Here is a 19,750-nt window from a genome sequence, read left to right on the forward strand (position 1 = left end):
AGGAGAAATTTCGATGCGAACTCTCGCTCCCGCCCTGCTGGCCGTCTCGGCCATCGCGCTTTCCGCCCCCGCCTTTGCCCAGTCGGCACCGCGGGCCGCTTCGCAGTCGGCCGACGCCCGATTGAAAGCGCTCTATGATGCCGAATGGCAGTGGCGCACCAAGGAACTCGCGCTCGATCCCGACGGCGAACGCGAGGGCAGCGACCGGCTGCCGAGCGTCGACCCCGCGAGTCAGGCGCGCCGCGCCGCCTATTGGAACAAGGCGCTCACCGAGCTGAACGAGATCCCGTTCGACCAGCTCTCGCCCGAAGAGCGGATCAACGCCGAAGTGTTCAAGACCGCGCTCGAGGAATTCGCGCTCGAACAGAAATATCGCGAGTTCGAGGACCCGTTCGGTTTCTGGACGTGGATCGCGCCGCGCGGCGGGCTGCCGGGGGCAGAGGCCTATCGCAATTATATCAAGCGGCTCGGCGACATGCCGCGCTATATCGACGAGCAGATCGTCAACATGCGCGCGGGCCTCAAGCGCGGCTTCACCAAACCGCGCGTCTCGCTCGCCGGCCGCGACGCGCCGATCGCGCCGCTGGCGTCGTCCGACGTCGACAAGAATCCGCTGTTCACCAGCTTCGCCGCGATCCCCGGCAATATTCCCGAAAGCGAACGCGCGGCCTTGGTCGCCGAGGGCCGCGCGGCGGTCGCGGCGGCTGCGCCCGCCTTCGCGAAGCTGCGTGCGTTCGTCCGCGACGAATATATCCCCAACGCGCGCGTCCCGATCGCGGGCGAGGCGCTGCCCGACGGCAAGGCCTATTATCCCGCGAAGATCCGCCAATATACGACGCTCGACCTGACGCCCGAGCAGATCTACGAAATCGGGGTCAAGGAGGTCGCGCGGATCGACGCCGATATGCAGGCGACGATGAAGAAGGCGGGATGGACGGGCGATTTTGCCGGCTTCCTCCACTTCCTCAAGACCGATCCGCAGTTCACCGCGAAATCGCCGTACGAGCTGATGGCGAAATCGGCCTATGTCGCGAACCGGATCAACGGCCAGCTCAAATTCCTCGTCGGCCATTTGCCGCGCTATCGCTTCACGATCCGCCAGACCCCCGACAATATCGCGCCCTTCGCGACCGGCGGCAACGGCGGGCTCGAGAGCTGCCTGATGAACACCTATAACCTCCCCGCGCGGCCGCTCTATACGATCCCGCCTTTGACCGCGCACGAATGCGCGCCGGGGCACAGCTTTCAGGCCGCGCTCGCGCTCGAGGCGCCCGACCGGCCGCAGATCCGCCGCACGACCTATTTCTCGGGCTATGGCGAAGGCTGGGGGCTCTATACCGAATGGCTCGGCATCCAGATGGGCATTTACGAGACGCCCTATGACGAGTTCGGGCGCGAGACGTATGAGATGTGGCGCGCGGCGCGGCTCGTCGTCGACACCGGGCTGCACCACAAGGGCTGGACGCGGCAGCAGGCGCTCGATTTCATGAAGGCGCACACCGCATTGTCCGATCACGAGATCACGATCGAGGTCGACCGTTACATCAACGATCCGGGGCAGGCGCTTGCGTACAAGCTTGGCGAGATGCTGATCCGCCGCAAGCGCGCCGAGGCCGAAGCGAAGCTGGGCGCCAATTTCGACCAGCGCTGGTTCCACGACACGCTGCTCGGGCTCGGGTCGGTGCCGCTGCCGACGCTCGAACGCGTGGTCGACGAATGGATCGCGGGCGGGGGCAAGAACCCCAATCCCGAACCCGCCGCCTGATTTTTCCGACAAGGAGACGCAAATTGCTCACGCGCACGATCCTGCTTTCGACCCTCGCCCTTCTGCCGCTCGCGCCCGCGGCGGCAGAGGCACCCGCCGCGGCTGCCCCTTCGGCCGCGGCCGCCACGCCGGGAAGCGCCGACGCCCGCCTCCGCGAGCTGTACGAGGCCGAATGGGCCTGGCGGCAAAAGGAATTCGCCCGCCGCGTCGGCGATCCGCCCTTCACCGCATCGGCCGACCATCTGCCGCGCGTCGACGCGGCGACGCAGGCGGCGCGGCAGGCCTATTGGCAAAAGACGCTCGCCGCGCTCGACGCCATCCCCGTCGACCAGCTCTCCGAAAATGAGAAGATCAACGCCGCGGTGCTGCGCACCAGCCTCGAAGCCTTCGTCGCCGAGGGCAAATACCGGATGTGGGAAATGCCGTTCAACGCCGACAGCCAGTTCTGGTCGGGGCTGAGCGCGCGGGACGCCTGGCCGTCGCTCGAGGAATATCAACGCTATATCGGCCGCATGCGCGACATCCCGCGCTATTTCGACGAGCAGATCGTCAATATGCGCGCGGGCCTGAAACGCGGCTTCAGCGTGCCGCGCGCCTCGCTCGAAGGGCGCGACGCGACGATCGCCGCCTATGTCGACACCGACCCGGCGAAAAACCCCTTCTACAGCGCCTTCACCAAGATGCCCTCGACGATCTCCGCCGCCGATCAGGAGCGGCTGCGCGCCGAAGCAAGGCAGGTGATTTCGGGGACGGTCGCGCCCGCCTATGCCAAGCTGCTGACTTTCTTCAAAGACGAGTATCTGCCCAAAGCGCGCACGACACTGGCGGCCGAGGCGATGCCTGACGGCAAGGCTTTTTATCAGGCGCAGATTCGCGAATATACGACCACCGCGCTGACCGCAGAACAGATCCACCAGATCGGCCTCAAGGAAGTCGCGCGGATCACCGCCGAGATGGAGCAGGTGAAGGAGAAAGCGGGGTTCAAGGGCGACCTTGCGGCGTTCATCCAGTTCCTGCGCACCGACCCGCAATTTTATGCGAAGACGCCCGAGGAACTGCTCGCCTTCTCGGCGCTTGTCGCGAAGCGCGCCGACGGCCAGCTCAAATATACGATCGGTTTCCTGCCGCGCTACCGCTTCACGATCCTGCCGGTGCCCGACGCGATCGCGCCGACCTATACCGCAGGGCGCGGCGGGCTCGATGCCTGTTTGATGAACACCTACGACCTGCCGTCGCGGCCGCTGTACCAGATCCCGGCGCTGACGCTCCACGAATGCGTCCCCGGGCACAGCTTCCAGGCCGCGGTCGCGCTCGAGACGGTGAAATGGCCGGCCTTCCGCCGCCAGACTTATTTCTCGGGCTATGGCGAGGGCTGGGGGCTCTACACCGAATGGCTCGGCACCAAGATGGGCATTTATCGCACGCCCTACGAGGATTTCGGCCGCCTTTCGTTCGAAATGTGGCGCGCCTCCCGGCTCGTCGTCGACACCGGCGTCCATCATTATGGCTGGAGCCGCGACAAGGCGATCGACTATCTCGCGAGCCACACCGCGCTCGCGCAGCATGACGTCGAGACCGAGATCGACCGCTATATCAGCTGGCCGGGACAGGCGCTCGCCTACAAGCTGGGCGAGATCACGATCCGCCGGCTGCGCACCAAGGCCGAGGCCGAGCTGGGACCGAAGTTCGACCAGCGCAAGTTCCACGACACCTTCCTCGCCCTGGGGTCGGTGCCGCTTCCGGTGCTCGAACAGCAGCTCGAAAAATTCATCGCCGATGGCGGCGAAGGTCCGACCGCCGCCGCCCCCTGATTTCCTTCCCCCCGACGCCTTCTATGACAGCGCGGCTGTAGGCAACTGAACAGGGGGGAGGCAGCGCTCGCGCCCACCGCCGGACGCGAGCGCTGCCTTATCAATCGCCGAGGACAAGCGCGCCGTCGATGCGGCGCGCGATGCCCCACGGGTTGGCGGGCTTCAGCGCCGCCGGAAGCAGGCTTTCGGGCAGATTCTGATAGCTGACCGGGCGCAGGAAGCGTTCGATCGCAAGCGTGCCGACCGAGGTGCTCCGCCCGTCCGAGGTCGACGGATAAGGTCCGCCATGCACCATCGCATGGCCCACCTCGACCCCCGTCGGCCAGCCATTGGCGAGGATGCGCCCGACCTTGCGCTCGATCAGCGGCAGCAGCCGCGCGGCGAGCGGCTCGTCGTCGGCATCGATCTGGAGCGTCGCGGTGAGCTGACCCTCGAGCCCGGCAATCAACGCCGCAACCTCGTCGATATCGCGGCAACGGACGATCACCGACGATGAACCGAACACCTCGTGGCCGAGCGCCGCGTCGGCGAGGAAGCCCTCGGCGTCGGTGATGAACAATGCACCGCGGGCCGCGCAAGCGCCCGGCCCTTCGGCCCCGCGCGCGACGAGCCGCGTCGCCGAATGACGATCGAGGGCATCGACGCCGCTCTCGAAGCTTTTGTGGATACCCGGCGTGAGCATCGTCGCAGGGGCGATGCCCGACAGCGCCGCGCCCGCCGCCGCGGCGAAGCGGTCGAGATCGGGGCCGTCCAGCGCGATCAGCAGGCCGGGATTGGTGCAGAATTGGCCGGCGCCCATCGTCAGCGACTGGGCAAACGCCTCGCCGAGCGCTTCCGCCCGGTTCCCGAGCGCGGCGGGGAAAAGGATGACCGGATTGATGCTGCTCATCTCGGCATACACCGGGATCGGCTCGGCGCGCGTCGCGGCGATCTGCATCAGCGCGAGCCCGCCGCCGCGCGAACCGGTGAACCCCACGGCCTTGATCCGCGCATCGGCGACGAGCGCGGCGCCCAGCGCGTTCGACGGGCCGGGCAGATAGGAGAAGACGCCTTCGTGGAGGCCCGAGCTTGCGACCGCCGCGCGGATCGCGCGTGCGACCAGCTCGCCCGTGCCGGGGTGCGCGGGGTGGCCCTTGACCACGACCGGGCAGCCCGCGGCGAACGCCGACGCGGTGTCTCCACCGGCGACCGAGAAGGCGAGCGGGAAGTTGCTCGCACCGAACACCGCGATGGGGCCGAGCGCAATGTGCCGGCGGCGGAGGTCGGGCCGTGGCAACGGCGCGCGGTCGGGCAAGGCGGGATCGATCGTCGCGTGCAGCCAGTCGCCCGCGCGGACAAAGGCGGCGAACATGCGCAGCTGCCCCATCGTCCGGCCGCGCTCGCCCTCGAGCCTTGCGCGCGGTAGGCCGCTCTCGGCCATTGCGCGTTCGATCAGATCGTCGCCGATCGCGGCAATGGCATCGGCGATGGCGTCGAGAAACGCCGCCCGCGCTTCGAGCGTGGTTCCGGAAAAGCTGGCGAAGGCGGCATCGGCGAGCGCACAGGCACGGTCGACATGGCCCGCGTCCGCGGCGCCGAACGGCGGTTCGATCGTCTGTCCGGTCGACGGATCGACCGCGAGGAAGGTCTCGGTTGCACTGTCTTCGGCCGCGCCGACCAGAATCGAACCAGCTATCATTTTGGCGTCCTTCATTGTTCTTGGGGGAGAGTCTGCGGCCGGAAGGCCCGGGTCATTTCGTCGTTGCGCGCCGCCGATGCGGCGATGGTGTCGCCCATCAGCCGGGTCAGCGCGTCCTCTTCGTCAAGGACTTCGACGCCGGCGAGGGTCACGCCGCCCGGGCTTGCGACGCGGCGCGCCATGTCGGCGGGATCGGCTCCGGCCCCAGCCAGCATCGCCGCCGATCCCGCCATCGCATCGGCGATCCGGAAGATGTCTTGAGAATCCGAGGTCAAGAAGGGCGTCTCCGCGACGATATTGTCGAGGACGCCTTAGTACATCGTATACGATTTTGGTCAAGTCATCGCGATTGGGCAGTCACCCTGCCGTCGGCCTCAGAACTGGTAAGCCAGGCCCCCGCCGAAGAGCCACTGGTCGGCGCTGCCGGCGTCCTTGACGATCGGCGAATCGGCGAAGCGGTCGCCGAGGCGGCCATATTGCGCGCCGCCGAGCAGCACGAAGCCCTTGCGAAGATCGCCCGACAGCGCATAGGCGCCCGCCATGCCGAGCGTATATTTGCCCGCGGTCGCCTTGCGCCCGGCGCCGGTATAGACGGGAAGCCCGCTCGCGGCGCTGCCGATCGGGTCGATGTCGTAATAATAGCGGCCGAAGCCCTTGCCGTAGAAGTTCACCGACGCCGACACGCCGATATAGGCGCGCTTCGACAGCGGCGTGCCGTAATCGATCGTCGGCGACGCGGCCCAGCTGCCGTGCTTGCCCGATATGTCCTTGGTCGCGACGAGGCGAAAGCCGAGCTGATCATAGGCGCTGGTGATCACGCCGGTCTTGGTGACCCCGGTGAAGAGGCCCATTTCGACCGCCATCTTGCGGTCGGGCAGCGCATCGACGCGCGGATCCTTGACGCTGCCGGTGCGGTCGCCGCGCAGGCTGATGATCGGGCCGAATTTCCAGTCGATCTTCTGGCCGCGGCGATGACGGATCAGGTCGACCTGGAAATTGGTGCCGCGCGTCGAAAAGGAAAAGCCCTCGTACCGCCCACGGAGATAGAAGGCCGGCAGAAAGCGGCGGTCGTTCGAGCCATTATAGTCGGGCGTGTTGAGCACGCCCGCCGCGACCGCGATATAGTTGCGCGACCATTTGCGCTCCGAATCATCATCGTCGTCATCGTCGGGCCGCGCCCCGGGGAGCAGGATATTCTCGTCGATATCGGTGTTCTGGAGGTAACGCGCGGGCTCTTCGTCGATCCCGGCCGCAAGGCCGGTGTCGGGGGCGGTGACCTCGTAAGGCAGCGGCGCGTCTTCGGCCGCGGCGGGCGCGGCGAAAGCGACGAGAAGCGGGAGGAGATACGCAGGGCGGGTGATGCGGAAGAACTGGGTCAAATCGGGCATGGTCATCCGCTCAAACATCCTATGGTCCTGCCCCTCTTTACGGGGGTGTAAGTAAACATTCCGCCATTGCAACGGCTTCGTCTTGCTGAAGGATGCATTTGGCCGCATGTGACTTTCATGCATCAACGCGCTTTCTCCGCTTTCATATTCCCCCGCGGTGCCATTGGTTCCCCGGCGGGCGCCCGGCGCGAGCGCGCAGCATGAGCCGCGTGCCGCGCTTCATCGGCTATGCCTTCATGGCGGCGGCGGCGGTGCTCGCGGCGGTGATGAAGAAAGAAGGCGTCGAAAGCGTCGGCCCGCTGCCCGCGGTTGCGGTCGCGCTTTTCCTCGGCATGGTCGGGGTGATGCTGGTGTTCACCGACCTGATGGTGCGCGGGCTTTATGCGCAGGTCGATGCCGCGAAACAGCGCGAGGAGGGGGAGGGCGAAGATTGATTCGCCGCCCTTGCAAGGCGGAGGATCGGCTGCCGCCTCGATCCCTTTTCGTTCGACACCCCCTGCGCTTGGCAGTATGACCGCGCGATGACTGACCGTCCGCATACGCCGCTGCTCGACACGGTGGATGTCCCCGCCGACCTCCGCAAGCTGAAGCCCGAAGACCTCCGCCAGTTCGCCGACGAGCTGCGTGCCGAGATGATCTCGGCCGTCGGGACGACCGGCGGGCATCTGGGGTCTGGGCTGGGCGTCGTCGAACTGACGACCGCGCTCCATTATGTGTTCGACACGCCGCGCGACAAGATCGTGTGGGACGTCGGGCACCAATGCTATCCGCACAAGATCATCACCGGGCGCCGCGACCGCATTCGCACCTTGCGCACCGGCGGCGGATTGTCGGGCTTCACCAAGCGCAGCGAGAGCGAATATGACCCGTTTGGGGCGGCGCACAGCTCGACCTCGATCAGTGCGGCGCTCGGCTTCGCGATCGCGAACAAGCTGAAGGACGAACCCGGCCGCGCGATCGCGGTGATCGGCGACGGGTCGATGTCGGCGGGCATGGCCTATGAGGCGATGAACAACGCCGCGGCGGCGGGCAACCGGCTGATCGTGATCCTCAACGACAATGACATGTCGATCGCGCCGCCGGTCGGGGGACTCTCGGCGTACCTCGCGAAGCTGGTGTCGTCGCGGCCGTTCATCGAATTGCGCGAGATCGCGCGGCGTTTTGCGCGCAAACTGCCCGAGCCGCTGCACAAGGCGGCGAAAAAGACCGACGAATTCGCGCGCGGCATGGCGATGGGCGGCACCTTGTTCGAAGAGCTCGGCTTTTATTATGTCGGGCCGATCGACGGGCATAATCTGGAGCATCTGATTCCGGTGCTCGAAAATGTGCGCGACAGCGATCACGGCCCGGTGCTGATCCATGCGGTGACCATGAAGGGCAAGGGCTATGCCCCCGCCGAAGCCGCCGCCGACAAATATCATGGCGTGCAGAAATTCGACGTGATCACCGGCGAGCAGGCGAAGGCGCCGCCGGGACCGCCCGCATACCAGAATGTCTTCGGCGAGACGCTCGCGAAGCTCGCTGACACCGACAAGCGCATCGTTGCGATCACCGCGGCGATGCCGTCGGGGACCGGGGTCGACAAATTCGCGAAAGCGCATCCCGACCGGACCTTCGATGTGGGGATCGCCGAACAGCATGCGGTGACCTTTGCCGCGGGGCTCGCGGCGCAGGGGATGCGGCCGTTCGCGGCGATCTATTCGACCTTCCTCCAGCGCGCGTACGACCAGGTTGTGCACGACGTCGCGATCCAGAATTTGCCGGTGCGCTTCGCGATCGACCGCGCGGGGCTCGTCGGGGCGGATGGGTCGACGCACGCGGGCTCGTTCGACGTTACTTATCTGGCGACGCTGCCCAACATGGTGGTGATGGCGGCGGCCGACGAGGCCGAGCTTGTCCATATGACCTACACCGCCGCCGAATATGACGACGGCCCGATCGCCTTCCGCTATCCGCGCGGCAATGGCACCGGCGTGGTGCTGCCCGCGGTTCCCGAGAAGCTCGCGATCGGCAAGGGGCGCGTCGTGCGCAGCGGCAAGACCGTCGCGATCCTGTCGCTCGGTACGCGGCTCGCCGAGGCGCTGAAGGCCGCCGACACGCTCGAAGCCCGCGGGCTGTCGACGAGCGTGATCGACCTTCGCTTTGCCAAGCCGCTCGACGAGGAGCTGATCCGCAAGACGCTCGCCGCCCATGAGGTGTGCGTGACGGTCGAGGAAGGCAGCGTCGGCGGGCTCGGCGCGCATGTGCTGACGCTGGCGAGCGACGAGGGGCTGATCGACGCGGGGCTGAAGCTGCGCACGATGCGCCTGCCCGATGTGTTCCAGGACCAGGACAAGCCCGAGCTGCAATATGACGAAGCGGGGCTCAACGCGCCGCAGATCGTCGACACGGTGCTGAAGGCGCTGCGCCACAACAGCGCGGGCGTCGAGGAAGCGGGCGCGCGGGCGTGACCCGATAAGCAAGCCGGGGGGCACGGGGCGGCATGAACTTCTTCAACCTCCTGCAATCGCTCGACGAGCTGCTTTACGAGGTCATGTCGTGGCTGGTCTTTTATCCGATCACGCTGTGGCGGACGCTCGTCCATCCGCTCAAGATGATGGATTATTCGGACGTCGAGCAGGGCGACACCGAGGACCAGCAATATACCGACACGCTGTCGCCGCCGCTGTTCCTGCTGCTGTCGCTGATCATCGTCCATGCCGCCGAACTGGCGCTGATCGGCACCGAAGCGGTGGTGACGAGCAAGATCGGCTTGTCGGCGCTGGTCAGCACCAACACCGACCTGATCATGCTGCGCATCGTGTCGTACAGCCTGTTCGCGGTGTTGATGGCGACGCGGCTGCTGCGCGCGCGCAAGGTCGAGCTCACGCGCGCGACGCTCCGCGCGCCCTTCTACAGCCAATGCTATGTCGTCGCGCTGCTCGCGATCCTGTTCGGCGCCGCCACGATATTGATCCGGCTGGCGCATCCATGGGCGCTGGTAACCGGCGTGGCGCTGGCGTTCGCCGCGTTGCTGTGGTTCGGCACCTTGCAGACCGCGTGGTTCGTCCAGCATCTGAAGTGCAGCCGGCTGCGCGCGTTCGGCCAGGCGTCGCGCGCGATGGTCGAAAGCATCGTCGCGGTGCTGCTGCTGTCGAACCTGTTCAGCTGAGCCAGAGTCGGGGCTCTAGCCCACCGGGACGATCGTCGCCTGCGCGATGGCGCAGCGACGCGGTTCTTCGCCGTCGCTTTCGGCCCAGACATCGGCGCGTACGATCGCCTGACGCTTTCCCGCCTTGACCACGCTGCCCCTTGCGCGCAGCCGGCTGCCCTTCGCGGGGGCAAGGAAGTTGATCGTGTAGCTGCCGGTGACGACGTCGCCGATCACGCTCGACGCCGCCCATGCACAGGCGTTGTCGGCCATCAGTCCGACGATCGCACCATGCGCATAGCCGTGATGCTGGGTCATGTCGGGGCGCAGCGCGAGCAGAAGTTCGGCCTCGCCATCGAAACAGCGCAGCGGCTCGACGCCGAGGAAGGCGGTGAAACCCGACGCATCGACCGCGACGCTTTTCATATAGGCGACGGCTTCGTCGTTGCTGGCAAAGCGGTGTCCGCGCATGATCCATCCCTTTAAGTCTGTAATGCAGACTTATTGCCGCTTGCGTCGCGATGGCGTCAAGTCTTAAATCCAGACTTATGAAGGATTATGTGCCATCGCGTTCGCCCTGTGCCGTCGGCCGCGCGTCGCGACTGCTCGGCGACCGCTGGGTGCTGCTGATCCTGCGCGAGGCTTTTCTGGGGATCGACCGGTTCGATGATTTCCTCGGCCGGCTCGACATTTCGCGCGCCGCGCTGAGCTCGCGGCTTGGTTGGATGGTGGAGGCGGGGGTACTCGAGCGCGTGCCCCCCGAAGGCAAGCGCGCGGCATACCGGCTGACCCCGTCGGGGCAGGCGCTGCGCCCGACCTATGACGCGATCAAGGCGTGGGGCGACGAATGGCTGCCGCGTGGTGCAAAGGAAAACGGCCCGGGCGATGCCGGGCCGTCGATCTACTGAGGTTTCGAAGCGGACTCAGGCGGTCGGGATCGCCGCCGATGCGTCGCGGCCGTCGCCCTCGGGGGCGGCGAGGATATCGCGGACGACGAGCCCCTTGTCGACGACCTGCGTGTCGGGGCTGCCGATCTGGCTGCGGATGCCCGGGTCGGCGCGCGCGCCGTCGGCGCTGCCGATGATCTGCGTTTCGCCGGGGCTGCGTGCCGAGGGGCCGCCGAAGAGCGCGCGCAGCGTCTGTTCGGCGGTCGATTCGCCGCCGGGGCGCGCGGTGCCGGGCGCCGGCGGGGTCAGCGCGAAATCGGGCGGCACGACGAGCGGCGCCTGACGCGACACCATCATTTCGTCGGGACGGTCGCGGCTGAACAGGCTGTTCGACCCGCAGGCCGAAAGCGTCGTGGCAAGAATCGAGGCGGCCAGGATGGCGGTGGTCCGGTTCACTGTAATAACTCCTATGCGCCCCGTTTATTCGGCGGACGGCTTGGCGCCCGTGCTCTCGGCCTTTTCGCCCAAGAGCAGCGCGCGCGCAACCAGCAAAAGCACGCCGATCGTGATGCACGCATCGGCGACGTTGAAGATCATGAAGGGACGGAAATCGCCGAAATGCAGGTCGGCGAAGTCGACGACATAGCCGAAGCGCACGCGGTCGACGATATTGCCGAGCGCGCCGCCGAGGATCATCGCGAGCGCGATCACATCGCCCTTCGCCTGTTCGCGCGTCATCCAGAAGGCGACCGCGGCGGCAACGATCCCCGTCACCGCGACAAGCGTCCAGCGCGTCGTGTCGGTGCAGCTGGCGAACATCGACAGCGAAATCCCGCAATTCTCCGCCCACGTCAGGTTGAAGAAGCTGACGAGTTCGATCTGCCCCTTGGGCTCGAGCGACAGCGGGACGGTGACGACCCATTTGGTGATCTGGTCGAGGATGAAGGCGACCGCGGCAAAGATCAGGCCGAAGCCGAGGTGCGGGGAACGGGGGCTGCTCATGTCGCGGTCAATACCGTGTCGCAGCGATTGCACAAGCTGCCGTCGGCCTCGACCTCGGGCAGGTGGCGCCAGCAGCGGCCGCATTTGTGGTTTTCGGTGCGGGTGACGGCGAGTTCGTCGCCCGCGCGCGCGACCGACACGATGAAGATTTCCTCCAGCGCCGCGGGATCGAGCGTCGGATCGGGGATCGTGACCTCGGCCTCGAGGCTCGAACGGATCGTCTTTTCGCGGCGATAGGGTTCGATCGCCTCGGTCACCGCTTCGCGCTGGGTGCGGACGCCCGCCCATTTGCTGACGAGCGCCGCGTCGTTCCATGCCGCGTCGACGCCCGGCCATTCGAGCAGGTGGACGCTGCCCGCATCGGGATAGCGCGTGCCCCACACTTCCTCGCTCGTGAACACCAGCACCGGGGTCGCATAGCGGACGAGCGCGTGGAACAGGGTATCGAGCACGCTGCGGTACGCGCGGCGCGTGTCGGTGCCGAGCGGCGCGGCGGGGCCGAGGTCGCAGTAGAGGACGTCCTTGCGGATGTCGAAATAGAAGGCCGACAGATCCTCGTTGCAGAAATCGGCGAGCAGGCGCGTGTAGCCGTTGAAGTCGAAGTCATCGACCGCCTGATGCATCTTCGCGTCGAGATCGGCGAGCAGGCTGAGCATATAGCGCTCAAGCTCGGGCATCGCCGAAACGTCGCTGACGCGTTCCTCTTCGGTAAAACCGTCGAGCGCGCCGAGCAGGTAGCGGAAGGTGTTGCGCAGCTTGCGATACTGGTCGGCGACGCCCTTCAGGATTTCGTCGCCGATGCGGTGATCCTCGGTGAAGTCGACGCTCAGCGCCCACAGGCGGATGATGTCGGCACCGTTGGTTTCCATCACCTTGACGGGATCGGTCGTGTTGCCGAGCGACTTCGACTGTTTGAAGCCCTTGGCGTCCATCGTGAAGCCATGCGTCAGCACCGCCTTATACGGCGCCTTGCCGCGCGTGCCGCACGACTCCAGCAGCGACGACTGGAACCAGCCGCGATGCTGGTCGCTGCCTTCGAGATAGAGGTCGGCGCTGTGCGTCGAGCCGTCGTGGCGGACGAGCGCGGGCCATTTGCCGCTTTCGAGCACGAAGGCGTGGGTGCAGCCCGAATCGAACCAGACGTCGAGAATGTCGACGATGCGCTCATAGTCGGCGGCGTTGTAGGCGTCGCCCAGATATTCCTGCGCGCGCGCGTCATTCCATGCGTCGACGCCGCCTTCCTTCACCGCCGCGACGATGCGGTCGTTGACGATCGGGTCGTTGAGATAATGCCCGGTCTTGCGGTCGACGAAGAGCGTGATCGGCACGCCCCATGCCCGTTGACGGGACAGCACCCAGTCGGGGCGCCCCTCGACCATGCTGCCGATGCGGTTGCGGCCCTTGGCGGGGACGAAGCGCGTGTCGTCGATCGCCTGCATCGCCGCTTGGCGCAGCGTGGGGGCGTCGCCGAGGTCTTCCTTGTGCGGGTCGAGCGCGCCGCCTTCATTCTCCCAGCGCCGGTCGCTCGGCGTCTTGGGCGAGATGTGCGTCATCACCTTGTCCATCGGCACGAACCATTGCGGCGTGCAGCGATAGATGACCTTGGCTTTCGAGCGCCAGCTGTGCGGATAGCTGTGCTTGTAATCGGCGCTGGCGGCGAGCAGCCCGCCGGCGTCGCGCAGGTCCGAACAGATCGGGCCTTCGGGCGCGTTGAACTTGGGGTTGATCACCGATCCCTGACCGCCGAGCCAGCCCCAGTCCTCGCGATATTTGCCGTCGCCTTCGACCGCGAACACGGGATCGAGCCCGTTCGCCTTGCACAGGTCGAAGTCGTCCTCGCCATGATCGGGCGACATATGGACGAGCCCGGTGCCGCTGTCGGTGGTGACGAAATCACCCGCGAGGAAGGGGCGCGGACGCGCAAAGAAGCCGCCGAGCGCGTGCATCGGGTGGCGGGCGGTGCGGCCTGCAAGCTCGCTTCCCTTGAAGCGGTGAACAACATCGCCGCCACCGATGGCAACGGTACCCGGCACTGGAGGCATCCAGCGCCTTTGAGTATCTTCGACTAGATCGGCAGCCACAATGTAGCCGTAGCCGCCTTCCCGGATGAGCGCGTATTCGACGTCAGAGCCATAGGCGAGAGCCTGATTGACCGGAATCGTCCACGGCGTCGTAGTCCAGATAACAGCGAAGGCCTTTTCGACCAGCTCCGGGAACGGATTTTCGACGATCTCGAAAGCGACATCGATCTGGGTCGAGACGATATCCTCATATTCGATCTCGGCCTCGGCGAGCGCGGTCTTTTCGACCGGCGACCACATCACCGGCTTGGCGCCGCGATAGAGCATGTCGTTCGCGGCGAATTTGAGCAGTTCGCGCACGATCGTGGCTTCGGCCTCATAATCCATCGTCAGATACGGATGGTCCCAGTCGCCGCCGATGCCGAGGCGTTTCAGCTGTTCGCGCTGGGTGTCGACCCAATGCTGCGCATAGGCGCGGCATTCGGCGCGGAATTCCTCGACCGGAACCTCGTCCTTGTTGAGCTTTTTCTTGCGATACTGCTCCTCGACCTTCCACTCGATCGGCAGGCCGTGGCAATCCCAGCCGGGCACATAAGGCGCGTCCTTGCCCTTCAGCGTCTGCGTGCGGACGACCATGTCCTTCAGGATATGGTTGAGCGCATGGCCGATGTGCATGTCGCCATTGGCATAGGGTGGGCCGTCGTGGAGGATGAACTGGTCGCGGCCCTTGCGGCTCTCGCGAATCTGCCCTTCGAGGCCCGCCTCGATCCATTTGGCGAGAATCAGCGGTTCCTTCTGCGGCAGGCCGGCCTTCATCGGAAAGTCGGTCTTGGGCAGGAAGACGGTGTCGCGATAATCGCGCTGTTCGGCGGCGGGCGTGCTCTCGGTCATGCGCGGCCGCTTAGCGCAGATTCGGGCGGGAGCAAACAGCGGTTTCCCTCTCCCCTTGCGGGAGAGGGCAGCGAGACTTGTGAACTCGTTCACTAGTCGCAGCGGGAGAGGGGCTGTGTGCTATCGATAGGGCTGCAACCCCTCTCCCAGCTACGCCTAGGCAGCAAGCTGCCATGGCTCCGCACCGGCGCGAGGTCGTTCGTGCCCCCGGCACGAACTTGGATTGCCGGGGGCAATCCATCCTCGCACCCCCGCAAGGGGAGAGGGATTTACCTTTGCCGCGGCCGCAGCGCGGGGCCGAGATTGTAGATGTCGTCGATCCACACATAGCCGGTGAAGCTGGCGGGCACCTTGGTCAGCTGGCCGACCTCGGACAGCCCCATGCCGCCCTTTTCGTCGCCGCGCGGACCGGTGAGGAGGATGCGCGTGCCATGCTTTGCGGCGCGGTCCTGCAGTCGGTCGGGCCAGCCCCAATAGGCCCATTGATAGTTTAATGGCACCATGATCGTGCCGCCGATGCAGCTTGGCGGATACCAGCCCGACCAGCCAAATTTGATATAATCGGTCGTGCAGCGCTTCGCGGCATCGGGGTCCATCGTCCACGCCTTCGGCGCCTTGGCGCGGATCACGTCCATCAGGCGCGCGTTGCCGAAAAAGCCGAAGCGCGGATCGTTGGCGTCGATACCGGCGCGCGCGAAGGCGGCGAGGACAAGCTCGGCCTCCTTCGGGTCGCGCGACTTGAAGTTGATCAGCAGCGAGGCGTGGCCGAGCACGCCGAGCACCTCGTCGAGGCTGGGCATCAGCCCGACGCCCTTGCCGCGCAGCGGGAAGGTCCGGCCGCCGTCGGCGGTATAGCCATAGCCGATATCGAGCGCCTTCAGTTCGGCCAACGTGCGGTCGCGGATTTCGCCTTTGCCGTCGGTGCGGCAATCGAGCGTCCAGTCATGGAAGACCGCGACCTGCCCGTCCTTCGTGCCCGCGACGTCGAATTTGACCATGTTCGCGTCGCGGCCGATCGCCGCCTTCATCGAGGGCAGGCTGTTTTCGATATAGTCATGCTCGGGCGGCCGGATGCGCGTCGCGGTGCAGGTCTCGTCGGTGACGCCCGTGTGATCGAACAGCTGCGACACCCCGCGGTGCGCGATCAGCACGCGCTTGCCGGTGGGGTCGGGGGCGAGGAAGCTGGCGTTGCTGAGGGTGAACCAGGCGACGACAAGCGCGAAGACCCAGAGGAAAATCTTGGTGCGCCGCTTCATCGGCTTTTTCTTCGGGCCTTCGAGCGCGGTCGCCCAGTCTTCGCTGTCGGTCATTGATCCCCCCATTTCCTCTCCCCTCGCGGGAGAGGGCAGTGAGACTTGCGAGCTTGCTCGCTAGTCGCAGCGGGAGAGGGGGTGTGCCCTATCGAAACGGCGCCTCCCCCTCTCCCAGCTTCGCCTAGGCAGCAAGCTGCCAAGGCTGCACAACCCTCTCCCGCAAGGGGAGAGGGGTCAGGTTTCCGCCAGCAACCGCTTCGCCTCGTCGCAATCCGCCGCGATCTGCGCCATCAGCGCGTCCATATCGTCGAACTTCGCTTCCGCGCGGATGAAGGCGTGGAAGGCGACGTCGATTTCCTGCCCGTAAAGGTCTTCGGAAAAGTCGAAGAAATGCGGTTCGAGCAGCTCCTTCGGCGGGTCGAAGCTCGGGCGGATGCCGAGGTTCGCGGCGCCCTTGAGGATGCGGCCGTCGGGGAGTTTCCCGGTGACCGCGTAGATGCCGTAACGCGGGCGGAGATACTGCCCCATTTCGAGGTTCGCGGTCGGGAAACCGAGCAGGCGGCCGTTCTTGTCGCCGTGCTGGACGATATTGCGCACGGTGAAGGGGCGGGTGAGCAGGCGCGTCGCGGCGGCGCAGTCGCCCGCCTGCAGCGCTTCGCGGATGCGGCTCGACGAGACGACTTCCTCGGCGTCGTCGACGGGGGCGACCATTTCGGTGAAGAAGCCGAGGCGGCGGGCATGGTCGGCGAGCGTCACAACATTGCCGCCGCGGCCCTTGCCGAAGACGAAGTCGGCGCCGGTCACGACGCCCGCGGCGCCGTAGCGACCCAGCAGCAGCTCGGTGATGAAATCCTCGGCGGTCGTCGCGGCGAGCGCCGCGTCGAACGGCAGGACGAGCATCGCGTCGGCGCCCGCCGCGGCGAACAACTCCTGCCGCTGGTCGAGCGTCGTGAGGCGGAAGGGCGGGACGTCGGGCTTGAAGAAGCGCACCGGATGCGGGTCGAAGGTCGCGACGATCGCGGGGCGCCCTTCATCCTGCGCGTGGCGCACCGCGCGGCCGACGACCGCCTGATGCCCCGCGTGAAAGCCGTCGAAATTGCCGAGCGCGATCACCCCGCCGCGCAAGGGCTCTTCGATGCGTTGGTGGCCGTCGAGGCGGATCATGGCGCCGCTGTAATGGCAGGGGGCGGCGTCAGCGGAACAAGCCCCGCCTTGAGCACGCGGATCGCGTTGCCGCCCATCGCGGCGCGGATTTCGTCGTCGCTGAAGCCCGCATCGATCAGCGCCTGCGTCACCTGGACGAGCTTCGACGTGTCGAAACGCACGGTGGTGGCGCCGTCATAATCGCTGCCGAGCGCGACATGCTGGATGCCGACGAGGTCGCGGACATGTTTCATCGCCTTCGCGATGCTCGCGGGCGAGGTGTCGCAGACCGCGGCATCCCAATAGCCGATGCCGATCAGCCCGCCGGTCGCAGCGACGCCCTTGATCTGCTCGTCGGAAAGGTTGCGATTGACCTTGCACGTCGCCTGCACGCCGCCGTGGCTGGAGACGACGGGGCGGCGCGCGATCTTAAAAATGTCGGCGACGCAGGCGTTCGAGCAATGCGCGATGTCGACGATCATGCCCTTGGCGTCCATCGTTTCGACGACCTGCCGCCCGATGGGGGTCAGGCCGCCCTTCTTGAGGCCGTGCATCGATCCCGCGAGATCATTGTCGAAAAAATGGGTCAGCCCCGCCATCCGGAACCCCGCGGCGTAGAGCTTGTCGAGATTGGCGAGCTTGCCTTCGAGGCCGTGGAGCCCCTCGATGCTCAGCATCGCGCCGACGGGTGGCACCTCGCCCCGGCGGTCGGCGAGCAGCGTGTCGATGTCCTCGGGCGCATCGACCGCGCGCAGCTTGCCCGCTGACGTGGCAACCGCGCGGTGGAGCTTTTCGGCATGCCAGAGCGAGCGTTCGAGCAGCGAGTTCCACGTCCGCACCGGCTGGAGCTGCGCGATCACGAGGCTGGTGATGTTGTCGGTGTCGGCGCCGTTCGCGTCGTAATTCTGGCCCTTGGGCGACTTGGTCGTACTCGCGAGCACCTGCAGCGCGACATTGCCGTCCTCGAGGCGCGGCAGGTCCATATGGCCGCGGTCGGCGCGATCGAGGATGTCGCGCTTCCAGAGCAGGGTATCGCTGTGGAGGTCGACGATCGTCAGCGTCCGGTGCAACGCCTTGGCGCGTTCGCTGACCGTCAGGAGCGGTTTGCCGTCGATCTTGTTGGTGCTGCGTTCGAGCATGCCCGGGGCGAGGGCGAAAAAGGCGAGCGCGGCGACCGCGACAGTGAGCAATATGCCGATCAGCCAGCGACGCATGGGCCTATTTCCTTGTCAGCGTGACGAAGCTGTATGCCGGGCGGCCGGCGTCGTCGGCGGGATGATCCTCGCGCGCCGTCTCGTGCCACTCGGCCGCCGCCGGATAGTCGATCGCCGCGTCGCCCTTGGGCTCAAGCGCGACTTCGGTCAGCTCGATGCGGTCGGCGAGCGGCAAGAAGAGGCGATAGATTTCGGCGCCGCCGATCACCATGACGTGCGGTGCGTTGGCAAGCTTCAGCGCCTCCTCGATCGTCGCGACGGGCTCGGCACCCTCGTCCTGCCATTCGGCATCGCGGGTGAGGACGATGTGGCGGCGGCCTTCGAGGATCGCGGGCAGGCTGTCGAAGGTCTTGCGCCCCATGATCATCGGACGGCCCATCGTGACCTGCTTGAAGCGGCGAAGGTCGGCGGGCAGGTGCCAGGGCATCTTGCCATTGGCGCCGATCACGCCGTTCGATGCGCGCGCGAGGATCAGCGTGATTTCGGGATGATTCATGCGGGAGAAGTTCCAACCCAGGTTGCATGGCCGAGCTTGCGGCCGTCGCGGACCTCTGCCTTGCCATAATGATGGACGTGACACGCGGGGTCGGCGAGCAGGTCGGGGACCGTCTCGATCCCGCCGCCGATCAGATTGTGCATGACGACGGGCAGCGCCGCGGTGGCGGTGCTGCCGAGCGGCAGGCCGGCGACGGCGCGGATGTGATTTTCGAACTGGCTGACCACCGCGCCCTCGATCGTCCAGTGCCCGCTGTTGTGGACGCGCGGCGCCATCTCGTTGAAGACGGGGCCGTCGCCGCCCACGAAAAACTCGCCGGTGAGGACACCGACATAATCGAGCTCTTGGGCGATCTTTGCCATCAGCGCGCGCGCCTCGTCCTGCTGGTCGAGCACGGCTTGCGGCGGGGGCAGCGTCGAGGTTGCGAGGATGCCGCCGTCGTGGACGTTGACGGGCGAGTCCCAGAAGCGCGTTTCGCCGTCGATGCCGCGCACGAGGATGACCGAAAATTCATGCGCGAAGTCGACGAAGCCTTCGAGCACCGCGGCGTGACGGCCGATGCCGTCCCATGCCGCATCGGCGTCGGCGGCGGCCATGATGCGCGCCTGTCCCTTGCCGTCATAGCCCATGCGGACGGTCTTGAGGATCGCCGGGGCGCCGATCTGTTCGAGTGCGGCGTCGAGCGCCGCGCGGTCCGGCACCGCGGCGAAAGGCGCGGGGCGGCCGCCGAGCCCGGCGACGAAATTCTTTTCGGTCAGCCGGTCCTGCGCGATTTCCAGCCCGGCGGCACCGGGGCGCACCGCGACATGTCCCGAAAGGAAGCGGACCGTGTCGACGGGCACATTTTCGAATTCGTAGGTGACGACGTCGCACGTGGCGGCAAAGGCGGCGAGGCGCGGCTCGTCGTCCCACGCGGCCTGGCTGTGGTGCGCGGTGACTTCGGCGGCGACGCTTGTCGCGTCGGGGGCATAGATATGGACGCGGTAGCCGAGCTGCGCCGCGGCGACCGCGAGCATGCGCCCGAGCTGGCCGCCGCCGAGGATGCCGATCGTCGAACCGGGGGAAAGCACC

At 66.5% G+C, this 19,750-nt stretch carries 18 protein-coding genes; 6 read left to right on the forward strand and 12 right to left on the reverse strand.

The window, feature by feature from the left end:
- The first annotated feature begins 13 nt into the window (after window positions 1-13).
- Window positions 14-1,765, forward strand: a complete 1,752-nt coding sequence (locus FG91_RS06310; protein ID WP_037513428.1) for a DUF885 domain-containing protein — start codon at window positions 14-16, stop codon at window positions 1,763-1,765.
- Entirely contained in the window at window positions 1,717-3,576 is a 1,860-nt protein-coding gene (locus tag FG91_RS06315; RefSeq protein ID WP_081940449.1) for a DUF885 family protein, read from the forward strand. Before FG91_RS06310 ends, FG91_RS06315 begins: the two co-directional genes overlap by 49 nt.
- 100 nt (window positions 3,577-3,676) lie before the next feature.
- On the opposite strand, the gene FG91_RS06320 is transcribed toward FG91_RS06315, so the two are convergent.
- The 3 genes from FG91_RS06320 to FG91_RS06330 all read right to left on the reverse strand — a co-directional run bounded on the left by FG91_RS06320 (window position 3,677) and on the right by FG91_RS06330 (window position 6,648).
- Complete coding sequence (locus FG91_RS06320) at window positions 3,677-5,254, reverse strand: aldehyde dehydrogenase (NADP(+)) (RefSeq protein WP_037513690.1); 1,578 nt, start codon at window positions 5,252-5,254, stop codon at window positions 3,677-3,679.
- A gap of 11 nt (window positions 5,255-5,265) precedes the next feature.
- A complete protein-coding gene (locus FG91_RS06325; RefSeq protein WP_037513432.1) occupies window positions 5,266-5,529 on the reverse strand; it encodes a pyrroline-5-carboxylate reductase dimerization domain-containing protein in 264 nt (87 codons plus the stop codon).
- A gap of 99 nt (window positions 5,530-5,628) precedes the next feature.
- Window positions 5,629-6,648 carry a MipA/OmpV family protein gene (locus tag FG91_RS06330; protein ID WP_161785630.1) on the reverse strand — a complete coding sequence of 340 codons (1,020 nt, stop codon included), beginning with the start codon at window positions 6,646-6,648 and terminating at the stop codon, window positions 5,629-5,631.
- 194 nt (window positions 6,649-6,842) lie between these two features.
- Here FG91_RS06330 and FG91_RS06335 point away from each other — a divergent pair, with 194 nt between their 5' ends.
- The 3 genes from FG91_RS06335 (at window position 6,843) to FG91_RS06345 (ending at window position 9,793) form a co-directional block, all read left to right on the forward strand.
- Window positions 6,843-7,076 carry a hypothetical protein gene (locus FG91_RS06335; protein ID WP_037513433.1) on the forward strand — a complete coding sequence of 78 codons (234 nt, stop codon included), beginning with the start codon at window positions 6,843-6,845 and terminating at the stop codon, window positions 7,074-7,076.
- 87 nt (window positions 7,077-7,163) lie between these two features.
- Window positions 7,164-9,092, forward strand: a complete 1,929-nt coding sequence (dxs, locus tag FG91_RS06340) for a 1-deoxy-D-xylulose-5-phosphate synthase (protein ID WP_037513435.1) — start codon at window positions 7,164-7,166, stop codon at window positions 9,090-9,092.
- 32 nt (window positions 9,093-9,124) lie between these two features.
- Window positions 9,125-9,793, forward strand: coding sequence for a hypothetical protein (locus tag FG91_RS06345; protein WP_037513436.1), 669 nt, complete (start codon window positions 9,125-9,127; stop codon window positions 9,791-9,793).
- 15 nt (window positions 9,794-9,808) lie between these two features.
- Here the strand turns inward: FG91_RS06345 and FG91_RS06350 are convergent, their stop codons facing one another.
- Window positions 9,809-10,243, reverse strand: a complete 435-nt coding sequence (locus FG91_RS06350; protein WP_037513438.1) for a PaaI family thioesterase — start codon at window positions 10,241-10,243, stop codon at window positions 9,809-9,811.
- 89 nt (window positions 10,244-10,332) lie between these two features.
- Between FG91_RS06350 and FG91_RS06355 the strand changes: the two genes are divergently transcribed.
- Entirely contained in the window at window positions 10,333-10,680 is a 348-nt protein-coding gene (locus FG91_RS06355; protein WP_235211963.1) for a winged helix-turn-helix transcriptional regulator, read from the forward strand.
- 15 nt (window positions 10,681-10,695) lie between these two features.
- On the opposite strand, the gene FG91_RS06360 is transcribed toward FG91_RS06355, so the two are convergent.
- From FG91_RS06360 to FG91_RS06395, 8 genes are all read right to left on the reverse strand, one after another.
- Window positions 10,696-11,115 (reverse strand): DUF3035 domain-containing protein, encoded by a 420-nt coding sequence (locus FG91_RS06360; protein WP_037513439.1) that lies wholly within the window; start codon window positions 11,113-11,115, stop codon window positions 10,696-10,698.
- A 24-nt stretch (window positions 11,116-11,139) separates the two neighbouring features.
- A complete protein-coding gene (gene lspA, locus FG91_RS06365) occupies window positions 11,140-11,661 on the reverse strand; it encodes a signal peptidase II (protein ID WP_037513441.1) in 522 nt (173 codons plus the stop codon).
- Entirely contained in the window at window positions 11,658-14,573 is a 2,916-nt protein-coding gene (ileS, locus tag FG91_RS06370; protein WP_037513443.1) for an isoleucine--tRNA ligase, read from the reverse strand. The genes lspA and ileS overlap by 4 nt, the downstream gene beginning before the upstream one ends.
- Before the next feature lie 269 nt (window positions 14,574-14,842).
- On the reverse strand, window positions 14,843-15,883 hold the full coding sequence (locus FG91_RS06375; RefSeq protein ID WP_037513444.1) for a glycerophosphodiester phosphodiesterase family protein: 1,041 nt from the start codon (window positions 15,881-15,883) through the stop codon (window positions 14,843-14,845).
- Between the two features lie 177 nt (window positions 15,884-16,060).
- The gene (locus FG91_RS06380; RefSeq protein ID WP_037513446.1) at window positions 16,061-16,990 is read right to left on the reverse strand and encodes a bifunctional riboflavin kinase/FAD synthetase; all 930 of its coding nucleotides are present in this window, start codon (window positions 16,988-16,990) and stop codon (window positions 16,061-16,063) included.
- A complete protein-coding gene (locus FG91_RS06385) occupies window positions 16,987-18,183 on the reverse strand; it encodes a dipeptidase (protein WP_037513447.1) in 1,197 nt (398 codons plus the stop codon). The genes FG91_RS06380 and FG91_RS06385 overlap by 4 nt, the downstream gene beginning before the upstream one ends.
- Window positions 18,184-18,187: 4 nt before the next feature.
- On the reverse strand, window positions 18,188-18,679 hold the full coding sequence (locus FG91_RS06390; protein WP_037513449.1) for a dihydrofolate reductase: 492 nt from the start codon (window positions 18,677-18,679) through the stop codon (window positions 18,188-18,190).
- Entirely contained in the window at window positions 18,676-19,749 is a 1,074-nt protein-coding gene (locus FG91_RS06395) for a 5-(carboxyamino)imidazole ribonucleotide synthase (protein WP_037513450.1), read from the reverse strand. The genes FG91_RS06390 and FG91_RS06395 overlap by 4 nt, the downstream gene beginning before the upstream one ends.
- Window position 19,750 lies beyond the last annotated feature (1 nt).

Origin of the sequence: Sphingopyxis sp. LC81 (assembly GCF_000756375.1) — a bacterium.
Taxonomy (GTDB): domain Bacteria; phylum Pseudomonadota; class Alphaproteobacteria; order Sphingomonadales; family Sphingomonadaceae; genus Sphingopyxis.

Coding starts and splice junctions, on each gene's coding strand:
- FG91_RS06310 (WP_037513428.1), top strand. CDS start 14: ATGCGAACTCTCGCTCCCGCCCTGCTGGCCGTCTCGGCCATCGCGCTT.
- FG91_RS06315 (WP_081940449.1), top strand. CDS start 1,717: ATGGATCGCGGGCGGGGGCAAGAACCCCAATCCCGAACCCGCCGCCTG.
- FG91_RS06320 (WP_037513690.1), bottom strand. CDS start 5,254: ATGATAGCTGGTTCGATTCTGGTCGGCGCGGCCGAAGACAGTGCAACC.
- FG91_RS06330 (WP_161785630.1), bottom strand. CDS start 6,648: ATGACCATGCCCGATTTGACCCAGTTCTTCCGCATCACCCGCCCTGCG.
- FG91_RS06335 (WP_037513433.1), top strand. CDS start 6,843: ATGAGCCGCGTGCCGCGCTTCATCGGCTATGCCTTCATGGCGGCGGCG.
- dxs (WP_037513435.1), top strand. CDS start 7,164: ATGACTGACCGTCCGCATACGCCGCTGCTCGACACGGTGGATGTCCCC.
- FG91_RS06345 (WP_037513436.1), top strand. CDS start 9,125: ATGAACTTCTTCAACCTCCTGCAATCGCTCGACGAGCTGCTTTACGAG.
- FG91_RS06350 (WP_037513438.1), bottom strand. CDS start 10,243: ATGCGCGGACACCGCTTTGCCAGCAACGACGAAGCCGTCGCCTATATG.
- lspA (WP_037513441.1), bottom strand. CDS start 11,661: ATGAGCAGCCCCCGTTCCCCGCACCTCGGCTTCGGCCTGATCTTTGCC.
- ileS (WP_037513443.1), bottom strand. CDS start 14,573: ATGACCGAGAGCACGCCCGCCGCCGAACAGCGCGATTATCGCGACACC.
- FG91_RS06375 (WP_037513444.1), bottom strand. CDS start 15,883: ATGACCGACAGCGAAGACTGGGCGACCGCGCTCGAAGGCCCGAAGAAA.
- FG91_RS06380 (WP_037513446.1), bottom strand. CDS start 16,990: ATGATCCGCCTCGACGGCCACCAACGCATCGAAGAGCCCTTGCGCGGC.
- FG91_RS06385 (WP_037513447.1), bottom strand. CDS start 18,183: ATGCGTCGCTGGCTGATCGGCATATTGCTCACTGTCGCGGTCGCCGCG.
- FG91_RS06390 (WP_037513449.1), bottom strand. CDS start 18,679: ATGAATCATCCCGAAATCACGCTGATCCTCGCGCGCGCATCGAACGGC.